This is a genomic window from Deferribacter desulfuricans SSM1 (assembly GCF_000010985.1).
Taxonomy (GTDB): Bacteria; Chrysiogenota; Deferribacteres; order Deferribacterales; family Deferribacteraceae; genus Deferribacter; species Deferribacter desulfuricans.
Window position 1 is genome coordinate 1,754,270 of the sequence record NC_013939.1, and the last position, 19,153, is coordinate 1,773,422.

At 30.9% G+C, this 19,153-nt stretch carries 26 protein-coding genes; all 26 read right to left on the reverse strand.

Translation table 11 applies throughout. From position 1 onward, the window contains the following. Nucleotides 1–86 precede the first annotated feature (86 nt). Entirely contained in the window at nucleotides 87–1,205 is a 1,119-nt protein-coding gene (gene lpxB / locus DEFDS_RS08660) for a lipid-A-disaccharide synthase (protein ID WP_013008424.1), read from the reverse strand. Continuing rightward, the gene (gene pilQ, locus DEFDS_RS08665) at nucleotides 1,205–3,595 is read right to left on the reverse strand and encodes a type IV pilus secretin PilQ (RefSeq protein WP_013008425.1); all 2,391 of its coding nucleotides are present in this window, start codon (nucleotides 3,593–3,595) and stop codon (nucleotides 1,205–1,207) included. Before pilQ ends, lpxB begins: the two co-directional genes overlap by 1 nt. Beyond that, on the reverse strand, nucleotides 3,595–4,125 hold the full coding sequence (locus DEFDS_RS08670) for a pilus assembly protein PilP (RefSeq protein ID WP_013008426.1): 531 nt from the start codon (nucleotides 4,123–4,125) through the stop codon (nucleotides 3,595–3,597). Before DEFDS_RS08670 ends, pilQ begins: the two co-directional genes overlap by 1 nt. Beyond that, nucleotides 4,122–4,700: a type 4a pilus biogenesis protein PilO gene (locus tag DEFDS_RS08675; protein WP_013008427.1), complete on the reverse strand. Its 579-nt coding sequence runs from the start codon at nucleotides 4,698–4,700 to the stop codon at nucleotides 4,122–4,124. The genes DEFDS_RS08670 and DEFDS_RS08675 overlap by 4 nt, the downstream gene beginning before the upstream one ends. Before the next feature lies 1 nt (nucleotide 4,701). Further along, nucleotides 4,702–5,247 carry a PilN domain-containing protein gene (locus DEFDS_RS08680; protein ID WP_013008428.1) on the reverse strand — a complete coding sequence of 182 codons (546 nt, stop codon included), beginning with the start codon at nucleotides 5,245–5,247 and terminating at the stop codon, nucleotides 4,702–4,704. Next, the gene (gene pilM / locus DEFDS_RS08685; protein ID WP_013008429.1) at nucleotides 5,244–6,281 is read right to left on the reverse strand and encodes a type IV pilus biogenesis protein PilM; all 1,038 of its coding nucleotides are present in this window, start codon (nucleotides 6,279–6,281) and stop codon (nucleotides 5,244–5,246) included. The genes DEFDS_RS08680 and pilM overlap by 4 nt, the downstream gene beginning before the upstream one ends. Before the next feature lie 2 nt (nucleotides 6,282–6,283). Continuing rightward, nucleotides 6,284–6,616: a phosphoribosyl-AMP cyclohydrolase gene (gene hisI / locus DEFDS_RS08690; RefSeq protein WP_013008430.1), complete on the reverse strand. Its 333-nt coding sequence runs from the start codon at nucleotides 6,614–6,616 to the stop codon at nucleotides 6,284–6,286. Nucleotides 6,617–6,658: 42 nt separating this feature from the next. Further along, a complete protein-coding gene (locus DEFDS_RS08695; protein ID WP_153801487.1) occupies nucleotides 6,659–6,829 on the reverse strand; it encodes a hypothetical protein in 171 nt (56 codons plus the stop codon). Between the two features lie 22 nt (nucleotides 6,830–6,851). After that, nucleotides 6,852–7,832 carry a hydrogenase expression/formation protein HypE gene (gene hypE, locus DEFDS_RS08700; protein ID WP_013008431.1) on the reverse strand — a complete coding sequence of 327 codons (981 nt, stop codon included), beginning with the start codon at nucleotides 7,830–7,832 and terminating at the stop codon, nucleotides 6,852–6,854. Next, a complete protein-coding gene (gene hypD / locus DEFDS_RS08705; protein WP_013008432.1) occupies nucleotides 7,829–8,926 on the reverse strand; it encodes a hydrogenase formation protein HypD in 1,098 nt (365 codons plus the stop codon). Before hypD ends, hypE begins: the two co-directional genes overlap by 4 nt. Next, nucleotides 8,910–9,137, reverse strand: a complete 228-nt coding sequence (locus DEFDS_RS08710; RefSeq protein ID WP_013008433.1) for a HypC/HybG/HupF family hydrogenase formation chaperone — start codon at nucleotides 9,135–9,137, stop codon at nucleotides 8,910–8,912. The genes hypD and DEFDS_RS08710 overlap by 17 nt, the downstream gene beginning before the upstream one ends. A gap of 369 nt (nucleotides 9,138–9,506) precedes the next feature. Beyond that, nucleotides 9,507–11,033 (reverse strand): cytochrome c3 family protein, encoded by a 1,527-nt coding sequence (locus tag DEFDS_RS08715; protein WP_013008434.1) that lies wholly within the window; start codon nucleotides 11,031–11,033, stop codon nucleotides 9,507–9,509. 46 nt (nucleotides 11,034–11,079) lie between these two features. Then, nucleotides 11,080–11,346: an ATP synthase F0 subunit C gene (gene atpE / locus DEFDS_RS08720; protein ID WP_050742537.1), complete on the reverse strand. Its 267-nt coding sequence runs from the start codon at nucleotides 11,344–11,346 to the stop codon at nucleotides 11,080–11,082. Between the two features lie 76 nt (nucleotides 11,347–11,422). Beyond that, entirely contained in the window at nucleotides 11,423–12,094 is a 672-nt protein-coding gene (gene atpB / locus DEFDS_RS08725; protein ID WP_013008436.1) for a F0F1 ATP synthase subunit A, read from the reverse strand. Further along, on the reverse strand, nucleotides 12,078–12,437 hold the full coding sequence (locus DEFDS_RS08730; RefSeq protein ID WP_013008437.1) for an ATP synthase subunit I: 360 nt from the start codon (nucleotides 12,435–12,437) through the stop codon (nucleotides 12,078–12,080). Before DEFDS_RS08730 ends, atpB begins: the two co-directional genes overlap by 17 nt. After that, a complete protein-coding gene (locus DEFDS_RS08735; protein ID WP_013008438.1) occupies nucleotides 12,427–12,654 on the reverse strand; it encodes an AtpZ/AtpI family protein in 228 nt (75 codons plus the stop codon). Before DEFDS_RS08735 ends, DEFDS_RS08730 begins: the two co-directional genes overlap by 11 nt. Further along, complete coding sequence (locus tag DEFDS_RS08740) at nucleotides 12,654–12,986, reverse strand: P-II family nitrogen regulator (protein ID WP_013008439.1); 333 nt, start codon at nucleotides 12,984–12,986, stop codon at nucleotides 12,654–12,656. Before DEFDS_RS08740 ends, DEFDS_RS08735 begins: the two co-directional genes overlap by 1 nt. A gap of 6 nt (nucleotides 12,987–12,992) precedes the next feature. After that, nucleotides 12,993–14,267, reverse strand: a complete 1,275-nt coding sequence (hemL, locus tag DEFDS_RS08745; protein WP_013008440.1) for a glutamate-1-semialdehyde 2,1-aminomutase — start codon at nucleotides 14,265–14,267, stop codon at nucleotides 12,993–12,995. Next, nucleotides 14,254–14,994, reverse strand: a complete 741-nt coding sequence (locus DEFDS_RS08750; RefSeq protein ID WP_013008441.1) for a TIM barrel protein — start codon at nucleotides 14,992–14,994, stop codon at nucleotides 14,254–14,256. Before DEFDS_RS08750 ends, hemL begins: the two co-directional genes overlap by 14 nt. Further along, nucleotides 14,991–15,545: a class II aldolase/adducin family protein gene (locus tag DEFDS_RS08755; RefSeq protein ID WP_013008442.1), complete on the reverse strand. Its 555-nt coding sequence runs from the start codon at nucleotides 15,543–15,545 to the stop codon at nucleotides 14,991–14,993. Before DEFDS_RS08755 ends, DEFDS_RS08750 begins: the two co-directional genes overlap by 4 nt. Beyond that, on the reverse strand, nucleotides 15,517–16,104 hold the full coding sequence (locus tag DEFDS_RS08760; RefSeq protein ID WP_013008443.1) for an ATP-binding cassette domain-containing protein: 588 nt from the start codon (nucleotides 16,102–16,104) through the stop codon (nucleotides 15,517–15,519). The genes DEFDS_RS08755 and DEFDS_RS08760 overlap by 29 nt, the downstream gene beginning before the upstream one ends. Before the next feature lie 2 nt (nucleotides 16,105–16,106). Next, nucleotides 16,107–16,682: an ATP-binding cassette domain-containing protein gene (locus tag DEFDS_RS08765; protein WP_013008444.1), complete on the reverse strand. Its 576-nt coding sequence runs from the start codon at nucleotides 16,680–16,682 to the stop codon at nucleotides 16,107–16,109. A gap of 6 nt (nucleotides 16,683–16,688) precedes the next feature. After that, entirely contained in the window at nucleotides 16,689–17,087 is a 399-nt protein-coding gene (rplQ, locus tag DEFDS_RS08770) for a 50S ribosomal protein L17 (protein WP_013008445.1), read from the reverse strand. Further along, on the reverse strand, nucleotides 17,077–18,093 hold the full coding sequence (locus tag DEFDS_RS08775) for a DNA-directed RNA polymerase subunit alpha (RefSeq protein WP_013008446.1): 1,017 nt from the start codon (nucleotides 18,091–18,093) through the stop codon (nucleotides 17,077–17,079). Before DEFDS_RS08775 ends, rplQ begins: the two co-directional genes overlap by 11 nt. A 19-nt stretch (nucleotides 18,094–18,112) precedes the next feature. Next, complete coding sequence (rpsD, locus tag DEFDS_RS08780; RefSeq protein WP_013008447.1) at nucleotides 18,113–18,739, reverse strand: 30S ribosomal protein S4; 627 nt, start codon at nucleotides 18,737–18,739, stop codon at nucleotides 18,113–18,115. 12 nt (nucleotides 18,740–18,751) lie between these two features. After that, the gene (gene rpsK / locus DEFDS_RS08785) at nucleotides 18,752–19,132 is read right to left on the reverse strand and encodes a 30S ribosomal protein S11 (protein WP_013008448.1); all 381 of its coding nucleotides are present in this window, start codon (nucleotides 19,130–19,132) and stop codon (nucleotides 18,752–18,754) included. Nucleotides 19,133–19,153 lie beyond the last annotated feature (21 nt).

Consider the following 19,153-nt stretch of genomic DNA (forward strand, 5'->3'; position numbering starts at 1 on the left):
TTCACACCTCCAACAATTCCTTAGAAAAATTCATGCCAGAACAATAGAAAGAGCAAAAGATTATTACAGGCTGTAACTATCTGATATTATTTGTGATTATATTTTTTAAGGTAGGAATATATTTCCTTAGCTGCTTGATAAGAAGGGTTTTCCACATTAAACATTTTTCCTATTTGAAATAAATATCCCTTATATTTTTCATATCCTGAAAAAATGATTGATGTATATTTGCTTAAGTTTTCAGGTGTTAATTCATCTTGAATCAATTCAGGGACAACTTCCTCACCTGCAATAATATTTGGCAAACCTATAAATTTAGTTCTAATTACTAATCTTCCAATAATTTCTGTTAATTTACTAACTTTGTACATCAAAATTAAAGGTGTTCCAATTAGTGCGCTTTCTAATGTTGCAGTACCAGAGCACACCCATAACAAATCGGAATATTTCATTACATCATAATTATAACCATCAATTATTTTAATCTTATCACTTAAATTATAATTTTTAAAAACATCTATATCCAAATTCTTTGCTTTAGCCAATAGATACTGGTAATTATCTCCTAACATTTCAACTGCGTCATTAATGGGAGATATCAAAGCTTCTATCTCTTTTTTTCTACTTCCAGGGAAAATACCAATAACCTTTTTATCACTTTTTAGTCCAAATTTTTTCTGAAATTCATTTTTGTTTTTAAAATTAAATTCAATATTATTAACAATTGGATTTCCGACAAATTTGGCGTTTACACCGTTTGATTTATATAATTCTTCTTCAAAAGGTAAAATGCATAAAGCTAAATCAACATATTTTTGTATCTTTTTTATCCGGCTAAAATGCCATGCCCATATTTGAGGGACAATATAATAGATAACTTTGTATCCATTCTCTTTTGCAAATTTGGCAAATCTTAAATTAAAGCCTGGATAATCAACCAATATTACTGCATCAGGATTTACTTCAAGCAACTTACGTTTTAATGTCTTAAACATTTTAAAAATAAAAGGAGCTTTTTTAATAATACCATCTAAACCAATTATAGACATATCATTGATATGAAAAAACTGAACCTGACCCAAATCTTTTAAACGGTTCCCACCTGTGCCATAAAAAGAAAAATCCGCCATCTTTTTAAGATGGCGGATCATATTGCTTGCGTGTATATCGCCTGACTCTTCACCAGCTATCAAAAAAAGCTTCATTACTCCACAATCTTAGGAGTTATAAATACTAAAAGTTCTCTTTTTGTAACAGTATTATTTTTTGCTCTAAATAGTGCGCCTAATATAGGTATTTTACTCAAAAAAGGAACTCCTTGATTAACTTCTGACTTTTCATCTTCATAAATACCGCCAATAACTGTCGTTTCACCATTTGCCAATAATACTTGAGTCTTAGCTTTTTTCTCCTCAGTTGTAGCTGTATTAGCAGTTACAGCACCAAGTGAACTTTTTTCAACTTCTATATCTAAATATATCATATTATTGCTTGTTATATGAGGTTTAATTTTTAACTTTATACCGACATCTACTTCTTCTGTTTCTGTATTATCACCTGTAGGTACAATTATAGCTGTACCACCACTTTTTATTTCAGCTTCTTGGTTATCAAGCGTTGTTATTCTTGGACTAGAAATTGTTCTTACTTTGTTTTGACTTTCAAGAGCAGACAAAGCTATATCGAGATTAAAAGTTCTTGATAAATTACCAAGTGACAAAGCTAAAGCTCCAGCTGGAGCACCAACAGGCAAATTCACTACATAACCGGCTCCACCAATACCAGTACTTCCAGTATTCCCATTAACTGTAATTGTATTAGGAAAATTCACTGAAGTTGAATTAACATTATAATTACCACCCCACTGAATACCTAAGTTTACATTATTTGTGTCAAATACTTCAACTATCCTTGCCTCTATAGTGACCTGAGGTGTCCTCTTATCAAGCTCTTCTAATAAATCCTTAGCCTGCTCTATAGCAGATTTTATATCTGTAATCACAAAACTATTTGATTTAGCATTAATTTCCATCTTCCCTCTTGGGCTCAATACTGACTTAATAACAGAAGAGAATTCACTTGCATCAGCATATTTTACAAAAAGTGTTTCCGTTACCAACGGCTCAACTTTTTTTACAGCTTCTTTTTCTTTTAATTTGTTGAGTTCTTCCTGCTTCATCTGGGAATATCTATTTTTTGTAATAATCCAAACAAGATCATCATCTTCAATTTTTACAAGACCATTCTCTTTTAAAATCACGTCTAACGCCTTTGAATATGGGATATTTCTCACAAACAATGTCGCTTTACCTTTAACATCATTACTAAATACCAGATTTTTATTTCGTCCAAAATAAATGAGTTTTATTGCTTCTCTAACATCCATATCTTTGATATTTAAAGTAATCAAATCCTCTTTTTTTGCCTTTTTATCCTCTTTTTTTGACTCTAAAAGCTCTAAACCTTTCGAAAATTTAACAGTAGCCTTACTAAACTTTTCAAAACTACCACTGATTAAAACTCCCTCAGGTGCCATTTCAACGTTTGCATATATCTCAAAACCATTTGGAACAACCATAATTGCGGTTTTACCTTCATACTTTATCACTTTCAAATACTTAAAAGGTGAACTTTCAGGAAAGTTAATGATATTTTTCACTTTTTTAAGAACAGTTACATCATCGTTAAAAACAACTAATAAATTGCCATTCACAATTTTTTTTGTAAAACTTACTCTACCAGTTGTTTTCAAAATAATACTTTGAAAAGTTTTTACTGATATAGTATCTATCGATAACAAATATTTTTTCTCTTGAGGTAACTTATCAAACTGATTTGAAATAATTAACTGCGTTCCATCTTGTGCGGCAAAGACTGTTGTAGGTGATAATAACTTGAAAAGTACTCTAACTTTTTGTGGAGGATAATACTCTCCAACTTTTAAATACTTAACTAAACCAGTCCTAAATCTATAAAGTTTTTTAGATAAACCACTTTTAACATCAAAGAGATCTACATACAAATAACCATTATCTAAATATCCATAATCATATCTCACAACACCATTTAATTTCAAACTTATATAAAGATTCCCACTATTAGATTCATTCTCAATATCTAACAATTTATTGCCAATAACAATATCTTCGACTTTTGGAGTCTCATACTTGATAGATTCACCCAATTCTTTTTCTTCTACCGAGATAGGTTCAAAAGTTAATTTTAGATTATTGTTCCTTATATCATATTGATAGTGAACATCTTGTGTTAAAATAAATTCCACATTTGCACCAATAGAATCATGATAAACTAAAACATTTTTAATAATGTCATCGTTATATTTAAACTTAATCAATTTTGAAGCAACATTAGTACTTGGAGTAATAATAATTAATTTATAAGGATTTTTAGAATAAAATACTTTTGGCTTTGCTGAATAGTTATATTGTAAATTTATACTGTATTTACTCTGGCTCTTTTCTATTTTTAAATCACTCAATTCTTTTGTATTTTTAACTTCAATTTTTTTTGTAGCACATGAAGCTAAAATTATTATAAAAAAGAGTACAAATATTTTTCTTAAATATAACTTCATTATTTACCCTCCTTCTGGGTTAAATATATCTCTTTTAAATCTGTTTTTACATTTCCAAATATATCTTTTTCTGTTTGTCTAACTACCATCATATCCTCACTGATAGTTATTATTTTGCCTCTCATAGAACCTATTTCATCTCCAACTTTTACATAAAAAGTGTTTCCATTTGCATCAATAACACCTATATTTCCAAAAGTACTTTTCAAGATACCTACAAGTTTTAACTGATCAAGATTTAATGACAATAAAGGATTACCTTCAGAAACACTTTCCTGGTTAGCTTTATACAAATCAACAACAGACTCAAAAGGGTTTTTTGATGCTTCATAATTCAAAGGAACATATTTGTTTACAAACAGAGATTTCAATTTTTCTTCCTGTTTTGTTAATGTTTTATTATCTATTTGGAAACTGACTTTTTTGACATTTCTTTTTATTGTTTTAGGCTTAAATTCAGGTATACTACTGTCACAACCAATAGCAACTACAAATAAAACTAATATAAAAACATTTAGTAATATTCTCATTTTTTCGCTCCAGATCCTGAAACATTAAACATATAAGAATTCATGTTAATATTAGAACGCAAAACAAAATTTCCTGCTTTATCTTTATATGGATTTATAGAGATGTCGTTTATATTAATGATTTTATTTAAATAATTTAATCGATAAATAAAATTTACCAAACTTAAATAATCGCCTTCTACATTAATTTTAAATCTTACAGCAGAATGAAAATCATCAATCCTTTTTACCCCTGTTGGTTGAAATAAAGTAACTTTAAGTCCATTGTTCTCTGCTAAATTTACTATCTCATCATACAGAACATTATAGCTTTTCTCATTTGGCAATATCTTTAAAACCATCTTAAATTGATTTTCTACTATCTGAAGTTCTTTTTTAAACTTATCATAACTCAATTGAACAGGTCTTAACTTTGCTACAGACAGTGCAAGTCTATCATACCTTTTCTTTAAGTTATTTATTTCTTCAACTTGCGGCTTATAACTAAAAAAGTAATAAACAACTACAATTGCTACTATTATTAAAATCTCTAACAATAATCTAATTTTTAGTGGCACCTTATTTAAAAAATTCATTTTAACCACCCAAATTTACTTTAGCTGTAATACTAAAATTATTAATATCAATACCTTCTACCTGATTCTTTCTTACAACTTTTAAGTCTATATCTCTAAAAAAATCTGTTTTATACATATTCAAAATAAACTCATTGACAGAACTACTTCTTAAAGAAGATACCTCCAAACTTATTTTACCACCTTTATAATTAAATTTTCTAACCCATACATCTTGTGGTAATGATTTTTCAAGTTTAGTCAAAATATTGTAATAATCCTTTTGCCCCTGTTTTAAGTTAATCACTAAATCAATTTTCTTCTGCAATTCCTGCTTCTTCCTTTTAAGCTCTTTTACTTCTCTATCAATTTTCCTCAACTTTTTAAGTTCTCTTTCTAATTTTGTTATTTCTCTTTTGATCAACCCTTTTTGTTCATTAAGTTTACTATTAATGTTAAATATACCAAAAACAATAACACCTATAACTAACAAAAAAACTATCAACTCTAAATAAACACCTTGCAACCTAAACTTTTTCTTTTTGGGAATTAAATTAATCCTAATCATTTTTCATCCACTCTTCTTAATGATAAACCACATGCAACATTAAATTGATATAAATGCTTGGTCAACAAGTCTTGATCAATTTGTTTGGAAATATCAAAGTTTGCAAACGGATTAAACATAGCCACTTCAACTTCAGTCACTTTTTCAATGGTATCCTTTAACTGAAAAACATTTGCTCCACCGCCACAAATAAATACTTTATCAACTACAAGTTGCGTTGTAGTATAAAAGTAGTTCATACTATTGCGAATTTCATTAGCCAGTTTTTCATTAAATTGCTCAACACTTCTGCGCAGTTCATCATCAAACTCAATATTTTCTTTATCAAGAAGTTTCGCTTTAGCATCTTCATATATTAAACCATGATTTTTTTGTATTTCTTCGATGCACTGCTTAACACCAAAATCAATTGTTCTTGAAAATTCATACAACCCATTTTTAATATATACCAACAATGTTGTTGCATGACCAACATTTACAATTAGATTAACTCCATCTTCTCTACCATAATTCATTTCAAAACAATTAATCAAAGTAAAGATCTCCAAATCTATGATAGACAGTTTAAGCTTTGCTGACTCAATAACGGAAGAAACATCTGATATTAAATCTTTCCTGGCAACTGCTAAAATCACCTCAGCCTGCCCTATTTCATCATTAAATTCAATTATCTCATAATCTAAATTCACATCCTCAATGTTCATCTGGATATACTGCTCAGCATCCCACCTAAATGTTTCATCAAAATTCTTCTTATCAGGGACATTCACTTGCAATCTTTTTGCAATCACATCGTTCCCTTTTAAAGCAACACCCACATATTTATGACTAAACTTTCCCCTTTTGAATGCTTCAACAACTGTATTTATCACTTCACCATAATCAACAATTGAGCCCTCAGAGATCGCATCCTCAGGTAACTCTTCAATAACTGCTTTGACAAGTTCATAGCCACCTTTTTTACTTTTTAACTCAACCATTTTAACGGTATTACTTCCTATATCAATCCCAATTACATTTCTCTTTTTAAACATATTTAAGCCCCATATATCTTTTCAAAAAAACAACTTTTATTTCCAGTATGACAAGCAACACCTATTTGATCCACTTTAAATAAAAGACAATCCCCATCACAATCAACATATATTTCTTTGACCTTTTGTATATGACCTGATGTTTCACCTTTCATCCAAATCCTGTTTTTGCTTCTTGAAAAATAATGACAGTTGCCACTTTCTACCGTTAATTTTAAAGCTTCTTGATTTACATAAGCTTGCATAAGAACTTGTGACGTTTTGAAATCCTGAATAATAACAGGTACTAAATTATTCATCTTTTCCCAATCAATCTTTTTCAACAAATCTTTCATAATAAAATTTTAACATATTTTTAATTATTGGCAAGTCTAATATTAATTTTTTTTAATTTTTTTTAATTTTTTTAGGATATTAGCTTCTTCATCATTTGTTAACGAAAGTCCTCTTTGCTTCATAGCATAAATAGTGTGTTCCCAACTTTTATTCCCATCATAACTATAAACTATTGATACTGAATGACATAAACCACACTTTGATTCAATCAAAGGATCTTTTTTACTGTTACAGCTAACAAATACGAGGCAAAAGCTCACCAACAGGTATATCAACAACTCTTTCACCACCAACCTCTGTTTTAAGTAACACCATATTTTCATTTATCACTTCCCCAACGATTTCAGCTTTTCTACCATTTTCACTTTCTCTGATAATATTAACAGCATCGTTTGCATAATCAGAATCAACAATTAAAACAGCTACCCCTTCATTTGCCATTTGCAAAGGATTCATGCCAATCATTTCACAAAAATATTTAACATTATCGCTAATAGGGATTTTACTTTCATGAAGATAAAATCCAAATTTAATTTTAGAAGTTATTTCATTCAAAACAGCAGCAACCCCACCCCTTGTTGCATCTCTACAAAAAGAAACTTTATCATAATCAAGACCTTTTATAACATCATACAAATTGCAACAATCAGATTCAATATCACCTTCAAACCCCAAATCACCTCTTGTTAATAAAATAGATACTGAATGCCTAGCAATATCAGAAGTTATAATCACTTTATCACCTAATTTAATATTAGAATAATCATTTAAATCTTTACGCAACTTACCAATACCTGTGGTATTTATAATTGGAGTTGTTATACCATCAACAACTTTTGTATCACCAGTTACAATTTCTACACCAACTAAATCCGCAGCTTTTTTTGTAGAATCTAAAATTTTTTCAAGCTTATTCCAGTCATACCCATCAGGTAATACCAGTGAAAAACTTAAATATTCTGGGATTCCACCACTCACTGCAATATCGTTGCATGTGCCAAAAACTGAAAGTTTACCAATATCACCACCTGGAAAAAATTCAGGATAAATAGTAAAAGAATCTGTACTAATTAAAATAGGTGAAGATATTTCTATTAAACTTGCATCTCTGAGCTTATTTAGTTTATCATTACTAAATCGTTTTACAATCTCTTCATTTATAAACTTATTTGTACCAGCTCCACCACTACCAATAGATTTTGTAACGATTTTCATTTCCTTTTCCTCTCGTATTTATAATAAGCTGCACACGTCCCTTCACTTGAGACCATACAAGGGCCAACAGGATTCTCTGGATTACAAACATTTTCAAACAAACCACATTCATAAGGTTTAATCAATCCTAACAATACCTCTCCACAGCGACAACCTTTTATTTCACTCTTATGATCTACAAATACATTAAACTTTTTAACAGCATCAAATCTATCATATTTTTCTCTAAGTTTTAATCCACTATCTTTTACTATACCAATCCCTCTCCAATAACTATCAGACTCCTCAAACACTTCATGCATCAGCTCTAAAGCTTTCTTATTACCATCAGATTTAACAACTCTTTTATATGCATTATCAACAAAATAATTTCCATCATTCACTTGTTTAATAAGCTTATATATCCCTAATAAAATATCAATTGGTTCAAAACCTGTAATGACACATGCAAAACCATTATCTACTAAAGGAAGGTACAAACTTTCTCCTGTTATCACTGAAACATGCCCCGGGCACAAGAACCCATCTATCTTCACAATCTTTTGCTTAGCAATAAATTCTAAAATATTTGGCATTGTTTTATTCATAACAAATAGATAAACATTATCAATTGTTTCATTTTCTAATACTTTAACAAGTGCTGCCGAAGGTGGAGTAGTTGTTTCAAAACCTATACTTAAAAACACAATACTTTTATCTCTATTCTGCTTTGCCATTTTTATTACATCAAGAGGTGAAAAAACTGTCCGAATATCATACCCTAAACTTTTTAATTTCAACAAATTATCTCCTGAAGAACCAGGGACTTTTAAAAGATCACCATAAGTTGCAATAATAGGCTTATTTTCTTTTATTAAGTCAAAAACAGCGTCAATCTCCCCTTGTGATGTTACACAAACAGGGCAACCAGGTCCGGAAATAAGCTCAACATTTTCAGGCAAAAGGGACCTTATCCCAAATTTAGAAATAGACATTGTATGCGTGCCACACACTTCCATAAACCTATATATTTTATCTTTCTTTACCAAACCATTGATTTTTTTTATTAACAATTTAACTTTTCCCAAATTTCTAAACTCAGAAATCATCTTCATCAACAAACTCCAAAATAGTCTTAAGTGTTTCTTCAGCTTCTTTTGGATCCATCTTAGCTATAGCAAAACCAACATGCACCATCACGTAATCACCAACTTCAATATCCTCTGCAAGCATCATAGTTGAAACTTCTCTCTTGGTGCCTGCAATATCAACAACAGCTGAAAACTCTTTTAGCTCAACCACCTTACCAGGTAATCCAAGACACATAAACTACCCTCTCTTTCATTAAAAATTTATGTTGAGGATATTGCGCAATAAACTAACATATTGACAATTATCATAATCATAAGTTTGCTTCCTCGCATTCGCTCCTCGCAATGACTGGAAATGGGTCATTGCGAGCAGTAGCGAAGCAATCTAGCATATTTTGCATCTATTTCTGTGCAATACCCTCTAAACATTTCTATATAAAATTTGATCTCACTGATAATATACCGAATTTTTCAGCTACACAACATAAACATTGAGGCTGTTGCACAATGGAAAAAATTTTTTTATTTACGAGATGTATAATAAATTGAGTTAGATTTAAATTAGATTCAAAATAAAAAAGGGAAGGAAGCCCTTCCCTTTTTATTATTTATGACAAGTATTACAACTTGTACCTTTTTTAACTTTATACTTCTTATGACAAGGGAAACACAACTCTTTATGAAAAGTGTTGCTTGTACCTTTTAATACCTTAATTTCTACTTTTAAAGCACCTTCTTCAGGCTTACTGTGACACTCTTCGCATTTAAACATTTCATAATGTTTCTTATGTGGGAAAATAACAGGTTTCTTAGTGGTTTTAATTGAATGATTTTCAGCAATATTTATTGTTTCAGGAGCTATTTCTACAAGCTCTGCTGGATTATCAGCTTTTAACACCTGAGCTTCTTCTTTTTTCACTTCTTTTTCAGCTTTATGCTCAGTTTTCTTTTCAGCATGTTCAGCCACAGGAGTTTCTTCTTTTACTTCAGGCTCTACATAATTTTCAATCTTTTCAATTAATTCATTTGCCTTATCCACCATTAAATCGAAATACTCTGGATTATGGAAACCTTTAGAACCATCCATTTCCATAGTTCTCACGATAAACTGAAGTTCGTTAAAGAGTTTTCTTTTCCCTTCTGGCATTTCAAGTCTTTCTTCAAAGAGCTTATCACGCACTTTCTGTAACTTTTTCAGCTTAGCAGTAAACTCTTTTTGAGTATCAATTAACATCTGTCCATAGCTAGAATCATGACAAGATGTACAAGTATCAGTATTTGGTCTTACAAAAGGATCCTTATGACAGTCTGTACAATTTAAATCAGCCATATACCATGGTGTTTCTTCTAACCCTTTTACAAAAACACCCTTTTGTATTTTATCTTGCATTGTATGACATGCTGCACAATCCATATTATCTGGGACTTTGGCAGCTTTATTCTCTTTTTTAACTTTATAGTGACAAGAAAAACAATCTTCCATTTTTGGTAAATTATGGAAGTCACCACCATGGGCAACACCCAAGTGACAATCCACACAATTTAATCCTGCTTCTAAATGCTTTTTATGATTAGGGGTAACACCTACCCTTGTATCCTCAGTTAAAATATCAGGTCTTCCAAAAGACTCTCTGAATCTTGGATTAACAACAGTATCAATCTTTCTAAATTTAACACCTACAGACATTACACGTTCTTTTCTTAACTTTTTATTAACTGAATCAGTATGACAGAACATACAAGTTTCATTAGTAACAAGTTCAGCAGCTTTCTCCTTATTTGAAGCACCTTCAGCTAAAACTTTTAATTTGTGCTCGTCTGATAGCACGAGCTCACCATAAACATCTTTTAATCCACCAATTTTTGCTTTCATATAACCAACAAATCCAGGTTCACCATGACAGTCAATACACTCAACTTCAGCAGTTGAATGTATATTTTTAGACCAGGTATAATACTCTCCAAGAGGACCTACCTTTTTTTCTGGGTGACATTTGCCACAAAACTCAGATTCTGAAGTATAATGAAGCACTTCAATATTTGCAAAAAGAAAACCAGCTATGATAACAGTTATTAAGATTACAAAAACTACAGGATCTCTTCTTATGAATTCTTTAATTTTTCCCCACATAATCATTCCTCCAGAGAAAAGGGAGGTAGAACCTCCCTAACATTTTTTATTTAACTACGAATAATAGTATCAAACAAATAACAAGTGCATAAATTGCAAGTGACTCTATCATCGCCAAACCGACGATCATAGATGTCATAATTTTACCAGATGCGCTAGGATTCCTAGAAATACCTTCTACTGCACTACCTACTGCTCTACCTTGGCCAAGACCTGTACCAAAAGCAGCTATACCGATACCTAATCCTGCAGCAAGATAAATTGCCCACTTATAGTTACCACCTGCTGCACCTTCAGATGCAAATGCACTCATTGCAAAAAGTGCCATCATAACAGCACTATTGAAAAATACCTTCAAAACTTTCATCAACTTCCTCCTTTTTTATTGTTTAGTGTGCTTCTTCAAGAGCACCACTAATATAGATCATTGACAACATCATAAAAACATAAGTTTGTAATGCGCTAGTAAATATACCCATGAAAAACATTGGCAATGGCACCAAATATGGAACCAACATAAACAAAATTGCAATAACCAAATCTTCACCAAAAATATTACCAAAAAGCCTCATAGACAATGACAATGGTCTCGATAAATGGCCTATAAGTTCAATAATAAACATAAGTGGCGCAAGAGCAAGCATTGGCCCCATAAAATGCTTGATATAGCCAATACCATGCTTTTTAAATCCAATATAGTTATAAGTCAGAAACACAACAATTGCTGGAGCAGCAGTAGTGTTTAAGTTAGAAGTAGGAGAGATAAAACCTGGTATCAACCCCAAAACATTTGAAAAGAAAACATATAAACCTATTGCAAATATCAGTGGGATATAAGGTTTACCTTCTTCCCCCATGATATCAATTGCCATTTTGTAAATTCCAGATATTAAAAGCTCAAAAAAGTTTTGCCCTTTTCCAGGGATATCTGATCTCATTTTGCTGGCAATTGATCCTAAAACTAAAGTTATTAAAACAACCACAAAAGCCATCAATACATGAATATACTTAGCTTGAACTTCATGAGGTAAAAAAGAAAAAATATTAAGTGGATGCTCCATCCGTATTCCTCCTCTGAAAAATAATAACTGTTAAAGGGATTGTTAAAGGTAAAATAGAAATCCCCACTAACAACCCCAACACGTCTATGTCATAATATTTAATCCATAACCCAAAAACCAGCACCAACAAAATCATTCTAAAGAAATAACCAACACCAGATCCAATACCAAATTCGTTATTAAAAAACTTTTTTATTTTTCTACTCATCATTATAAAGTTCATCATCGTAATAATATAACCAAATACTAAGTTTTTAACAAACACTGCATCAGCTACAATTTTGCATACTGTATACAAAATTATAAAAAAAATCAACGAGATTATAATAATTTTATTCGTCATCTTCGTTATACAAATCGGTTCTCTTTATAAAATAAAATATATTTTTAAAACCAGCAATAACCCCAAGAACCATAAATAATAAAGTCAAATACGGTTTAGTGTTAAATATCTTATCTAAATATACCCCCATACCAGTACCAATCATAATTGCAGCTACAACAGAAATACCAATCGAACTAGCATTTAAAAAACTTCTCATCTTTTTATTCAGCTTCATTATTCTACTTTGCTTAAACCTCTACTTTTATAAATATCAATGGCAAACAATACACCAGATCCAGGCTCATCAAAATGTAAAATTTTATCAATCCCTTCTATAAAATCATCTAACAAATCATCAGGAACAGTTGTCATAACAGTTTTATTAGAAGCCTTACTCCCTATCATCAACTCCTTAAAAGCAGCAAAAATAGGGATATCATAAACTAATATTTTACCCATGCCTACAGAATCGAATACAGTCCCTCCTGTTACCCCTACTTCTACCATATACTCCAACACTTCTTCTAATAATTCAGTTTTATTTATAACAATAAATACAAGTTTCATAATATGTTAATTTCCAAACATTTCTTTCAAAACTTCATAATGAATTTTGATAGTTTTATCTATGTCTTCTTCAGAATGAGATGAAGATACAAACATCGCCTCAAATTGACTAGGAGCAAGATTTATACCTTTTGCAAGCATCTTATGAAAAAAAGTAGCATACAATTTTGTGTCTGACTCAACTGCATCAGCAAAAGATTCCACAACCCCTTCTTTAAAAAATAAAGACCCCATTGACTCTATGCAATTAAATGCAAATTTCAAACCTAACTTATTGCAGTTTTCTCTGAAACCTTCCCACAATTTATTAGATTTTTCTCTAAGTTTATCATAAAACCCTTCTTCTCCTAGAATTTTTAGAGTTTCAATACCTGCAGCCATTGCTAATGGATTACCACTTAAAGTACCAGCCTGATAAACTGGACCAACTGGAGATATCATCTCCATAATCTCTTTTTTACCACCATAAGCTCCAACGGGCAAACCACCACCAATAATTTTACCTAATGTTGTAATATCAGGATCTATACCGAAATACTCTTGAGCTCCACCTTTTGCAAGCCTAAAACCAGTAATAATTTCATCAAAAATCAACAACGTCCCTTCATTTTTGCATACACTTTCAAGCTCTTTCAAAAAATTACCTTTTGGTAACACTACACCCATATTCCCAGCTACAGGTTCTATAATTACTGCAGCAATTTCATCTTTATTCTCTTTAAAAAGTTTTTTTACACTTTCTATATCATTATAGTCAGCAATCAAAGTTAACTTAGCAAATTCATCAGGAACACCAGGGCTACTTGGTTGATTAAAAGTAAGTGCACCACTACCAGCTTTTACAAGCAAGCTATCAGAATGCCCATGATAACAACCTTCAAATTTTACAATCTTTTTTCTATCTGTGTATGCCCTTGCAAGCCTAATAGCACTCATTACCGCTTCCGTCCCTGAATTCACCATACGCACCATTTCAATAGAAGGAACATATTCGACAACTAATTTTGCTAACTCAATTTCTAATTCTGTTGGCGCACCAAAGCTTGTTCCATTTTCAATAACTTCTTTTAATCTAGAAACGATCCTTTCATTACTATGACCAACAATTAAAGGCCCCCATGAACAAACATAGTCTATGTATTCTTTTCCCTTTACATCATAGATTTTAGAACCTTTCCCCTTTGAAATAAAAACAGGTTCTCCCCCTACAGAACCAAAAGCTCTAACAGGAGAATTTACTCCTCCAGGAATATACTTTTTTGCTTCTTCAAAAAGACTCATCTCTTCCCCCTAAAATTTTTTCTAATATCTTAGCAGAAGTTCTAAAATCATCAATATTATTGTTCTCAATAACCAAAATTTTAGGCACTATAATATCAAAAGCTTGTAAATAATCAAAAGTACCTTTATCAAGAGGGTTATGTTCATCTCTAATCCCATAGTTATTATGGATATGAAATTCTACTATTTCATTTTTTAAGAGTTTCAACCAATAAGATAATTCTACTTTCGAAAACAGATTGAAATGCCCAAAATCAAAACAAACTTTGACATTATAATTTTTCATTTTATCTAAAATCTTATGTATCACAAAAGGGGTATCCTCGAAAACATTTTCCAACGATATACAAAAATCTGGTTTTACATCATCCAAAATCTCTTTCAATGCCCCAACAAATCTATCAATAAACTCATCCTCCATAAATGCATAATGATATGGTGAATAGTTGTGATGTAAAACTGCATTTTCTAGAGAAAATATTTCAATCATATGGCATGTTTTTATCAATATTTCCTGAGACTTTTCCACAACAAATTTATTCTTGCTACCTAGATTGATATCAAAAAATGGTAAATGTACTGTTTTAATCCTTTTTTCCAAATCACTAATTTTGTCTTCTATTATTAAATCATCATATTCAAGAGTAAGCTCAACATATAAATCTTCCTTCAAGATAATATCTTTATATTGTTCAAGTTTTTTATATGGGATTCTTGCTAAAATCATATTTTTCTACCTTCATAGTTTTTATAAAACATCAGTTTTGCATAATACTCCAATGCAGAAATTTTAATGTATGCTTCTTTTAAGGAATCTCCCCATCCAAAAACTCCATGATTTTTTACAATAACAATATCATAATTTTTTACACTGCAACCAACTTTTTCAGCAAGCTCTACACTACCACTTTCACCTTCAACAAATCCAATATTTCCAATTACGCTACTAAACTCATAAATATCAATTCCACTGATATTTGCTTCGCTTAAAAATAAAGAATAAAATGAATGCGTATGTAAAACAGCTTTTATCGAACTACTCTTTAAATAAATATTACGATGAACAACATATTCACTAGAAGCGCATTCACATTTTTCCAAATCAATATCACAAACTTTTATATCACTATACTCCAATTCATCCAAAATGGTTCCTGTTGCTGTAATATAAATTTTATTTGAATCTCTTATGGAAATATTACCAAAAAAAGATGTACATAACCCTTCTCTCACAACTCGTTTGCCATATTTAATAATCTCTCTTTTTAATTCTACCATTTTCTATCTCCAATATATAATTTGCAATCTTAGTATCATTTAATCTATTTGTTGTATATATAATACATTTACCTTTTTTCTTAAACGTTTGAAATAATTCAACAACCAGCTTTTTAGATTTTTTGTCCAAATTAATAAATGGCTCATCAATTAAAATCAAATCATTTACAAGGAAAACTGAATATAAAAACAATAATCTTTTCTGACCGCTACTTAAAAATAGAGGGTTCATGCTTTTGACATCATTTAACTCAAGATTATCAATAATAACCTCAGCTAAATCATTATCCTTTACTATTGATAATACCTCCTCAAAAATTGTCCTTTTACAAATAATATTTTCGATAAACTGAATAACATAACCAATTTTTTTAAAATCAATAATTAATTCTCCACTAAAATCGAAATCTACCCCACCCAAAATATTTAATAAAGTTGTTTTTCCAGATCCATTTCTTCCATAAATTGAAAAAATATTACCTTTACTAAAACTTAATTCTCCAATTTCTAATATTCTTTTATCACCATAACTTTTTACAAGATTTCTAATATAAATCATGCTTATAAATAAATTATTTGGTCAGAAATGTCATCAAGAATATCTTCATGGGTAGCAATAATAAAATATTTATTTCTATTTGACATACTACTTATGATAAGTTTTTTTAAATTATTTACTTCATAGTCATCTAGCATATCAAAAGGCTCATCCATTAATATAATTTTTACATTTAAACTTAGTGAAATCTCAATGATCAATTTTTTAAGTTCACCACCAGACAATTCATAAACATACTTTTTCCTTATATCAGGAGAAAAAAGAGAACAATCAATACCTAAAAGCTTCAAATCATCTTCAATTACACCTGTTACAAAGTTAAAAACCGCATTGGAATGAATAAAGAACTTCTCATCAAAACCGATCTCTTTATCATTCAAAACTAACCTAATATTACCAGATTTTGGTTTTAGATAACCATAAATTAATTTAAGTAAAGTAGTTTTACCAGACCCGATATCACCTTTTATCAATAATAAATTGTTAAAACTAATAAATTTAGAAAATTTATCAAAAACTTTTATTTTATTATAATGAAATGTAATGGAATCAATAAAAAGAGAAAGAGGGGTAATCACCCTCTTTTATCCTTGATTTTCAGCGGTTTCTTGAGATTCCGCTGGTTTATCACCCTCAACAAATTCTATTATAGCCATTCTGGCATTATCGCCTCTTCTAAACCCAGTCTTGATAATTCTTGTATAACCACCTGGCCTATTTTTAAATTTTGGAGCTATCTCCTCAAAAATTTTATGAACTGTTGTCTTATGTGGCAATTTTCTTAAAGCTAATCTCCTTGCTGCTAAATCACCCTTTTTCCCTAAGGTTATTAATGGTTCAACAAAACCTCTTAAAACCTTTGCCCTTGTCAGGGTAGTTTCAATCCTACCATTGTTAACAAGAGACACAGTCATATTTCTAAGCATTGCAACTCTATGAGCAGTAGGTCGTCCCAATTTTTTACCAGCTTTTCTATGACGCATCTTCTTCTCCCTCAACTTCTTTTTTAATATACCCAACAGCCTCTAAATCCATTCCGAGGCTTAAACCTAATTCGGCCAATACCTTTTTAATCTCTTCTAATGACCTTCTACCAAAATTTTTAGTTTTTAAAAGTTCTGCATCTGTTTTCTCACACAGATCAGCAAGTGTTTTTATATTAGCGTTTTTTAAACAATTATAAGCTCTTACAGACAATTCAAGTTCTTCAATACTTTTATCTAACAACTCTAAAATATAGCTGTTATCTTCTTTTTCTTCCTCTTCAACCTCTTCATACACAGGTTCATCAAAATTAATAAAAAATTCCATCTGATCTTTTATAATTTTAGCTGCAAAAGCTATCGCATCTACGGGTTTAATAGAACCATCTGTTTCAAGCTCAAAAATTAACTTGTCATAATCTGTACTTTGACCAACCCTGGCATTTTCAACAACATAATTTACCTTTTTAATAGGAGTATAAATTGCGTCTACAGGGATAACATCAATATCATCAAATTTATCTTTAATCTCTTCTGATGGAACGTATCCAATACCACGTTCTACATACAATTCCATATAAACTTCAGTTTCAGGGTTAGTTATAGTTGCTATATGTTGATCAGGGTTTAAAACCACTACACTACCATCGCTTTGAATATCATTAGCAGTAATTCTGCCTTCCCCTTTTTTATGAATATAGACACGCTTTAGTGTATGCTCCAATAGATTTAACTCGAGTTGCTTGATATTTAAAATTATATCAACAACATCTTCCAAAACACCATTTATAGTATCATACTCATGATGGACACCATCTATTTTTACACCTACTACCGCTGTCCCTTCAATAGTAGAGAGCAAAACACGTCTCAACGAATTACCTATTGTTATACCAAAACCTCTTTCGTATGGTTCTATAACAAATTTAGCATATCTGTCTGTAGCTTCTCCAATTTGCTCAATCTTCTTTGGCTTCATTACTTTTCTAAAATCCATTAAAACCATTAGGTTTCCTCCAGTTATCTTACTTAGAGTACAACTCTACTATCAAGTGCTCCTGAACATCATAGTTAATATCACTTCTTACAGGTAATCTATTAACTGTAGCCTTAAAATTTGTTTTATCAAGGCTGATCCATTCAGGTAGCCCTCTACCCTCAGCTGTTTCCACTGACTCTTTAATAGCAGCTATATCTCTGCTTTTTTCTTTAACTTCAACAACATCACCTTCTTTACAAAGGAATGAAGGAATATTTACTTTTCTACCATTAACAAGGAAATGATTGTGTCTAATTAATTGTCTCGCCTCTTTTCTACTTCTAGCAAAACCTGATCTATAAACTACATTATCAAGCCTTCTTTCAAGTAATTGAAGCAAATTTTCACCTGTAATACCCTGCATACGGGTAGCTCTATCAAAATATCTTCTAAACTGTCTTTCTAATACACCATATATTCTTTTAACTTTTTGCTTCTCTCTAAGCTGTAAACCGTAATCGGAAATCTTTTTTCTCATCTGCCCATGTTGACCTGGAGGATAACCCTTCTTTTCAAATGCACATTTATCTTTAAAACATCTTTCCCCTTTTAAGTATAATTTCATACCTTCACGTCTACACAACTTGCAGACAGGTCCTGTATATCTAGCCAATTTTAACCTCCATTACACTCTTCTTTTCTTTCTTGGACGGCAACCATTATGTGGGATAGGTGTAACATCCCTGATAACTGTTATTTTAATACCTGCAGCCTGAATAGCTCTTATAGCACTTTCTCTACCAGCACCTGGCCCTTTAACATTAACTTCAACCTCTCTTACACCATTTTCTACAGCTTTCTTTGCTGCACTTTCAGCTGCCAATTGAGCAGCATATGGTGTTGATTTCCTAGCATTTTTAAAACCTGCTGTACCACTTGAATCCCAGCAGATTACATTGCCATTAACATCAGTAAATGTGATAATTGTATTATTAAAAGTAGATTTAATATGTGCAATCCCTTTTGGAATATTTCTTTTTTCCTTTTTTCTCCTAGGCTTAGCCATTTTTCCTCCAAATTTCTATGT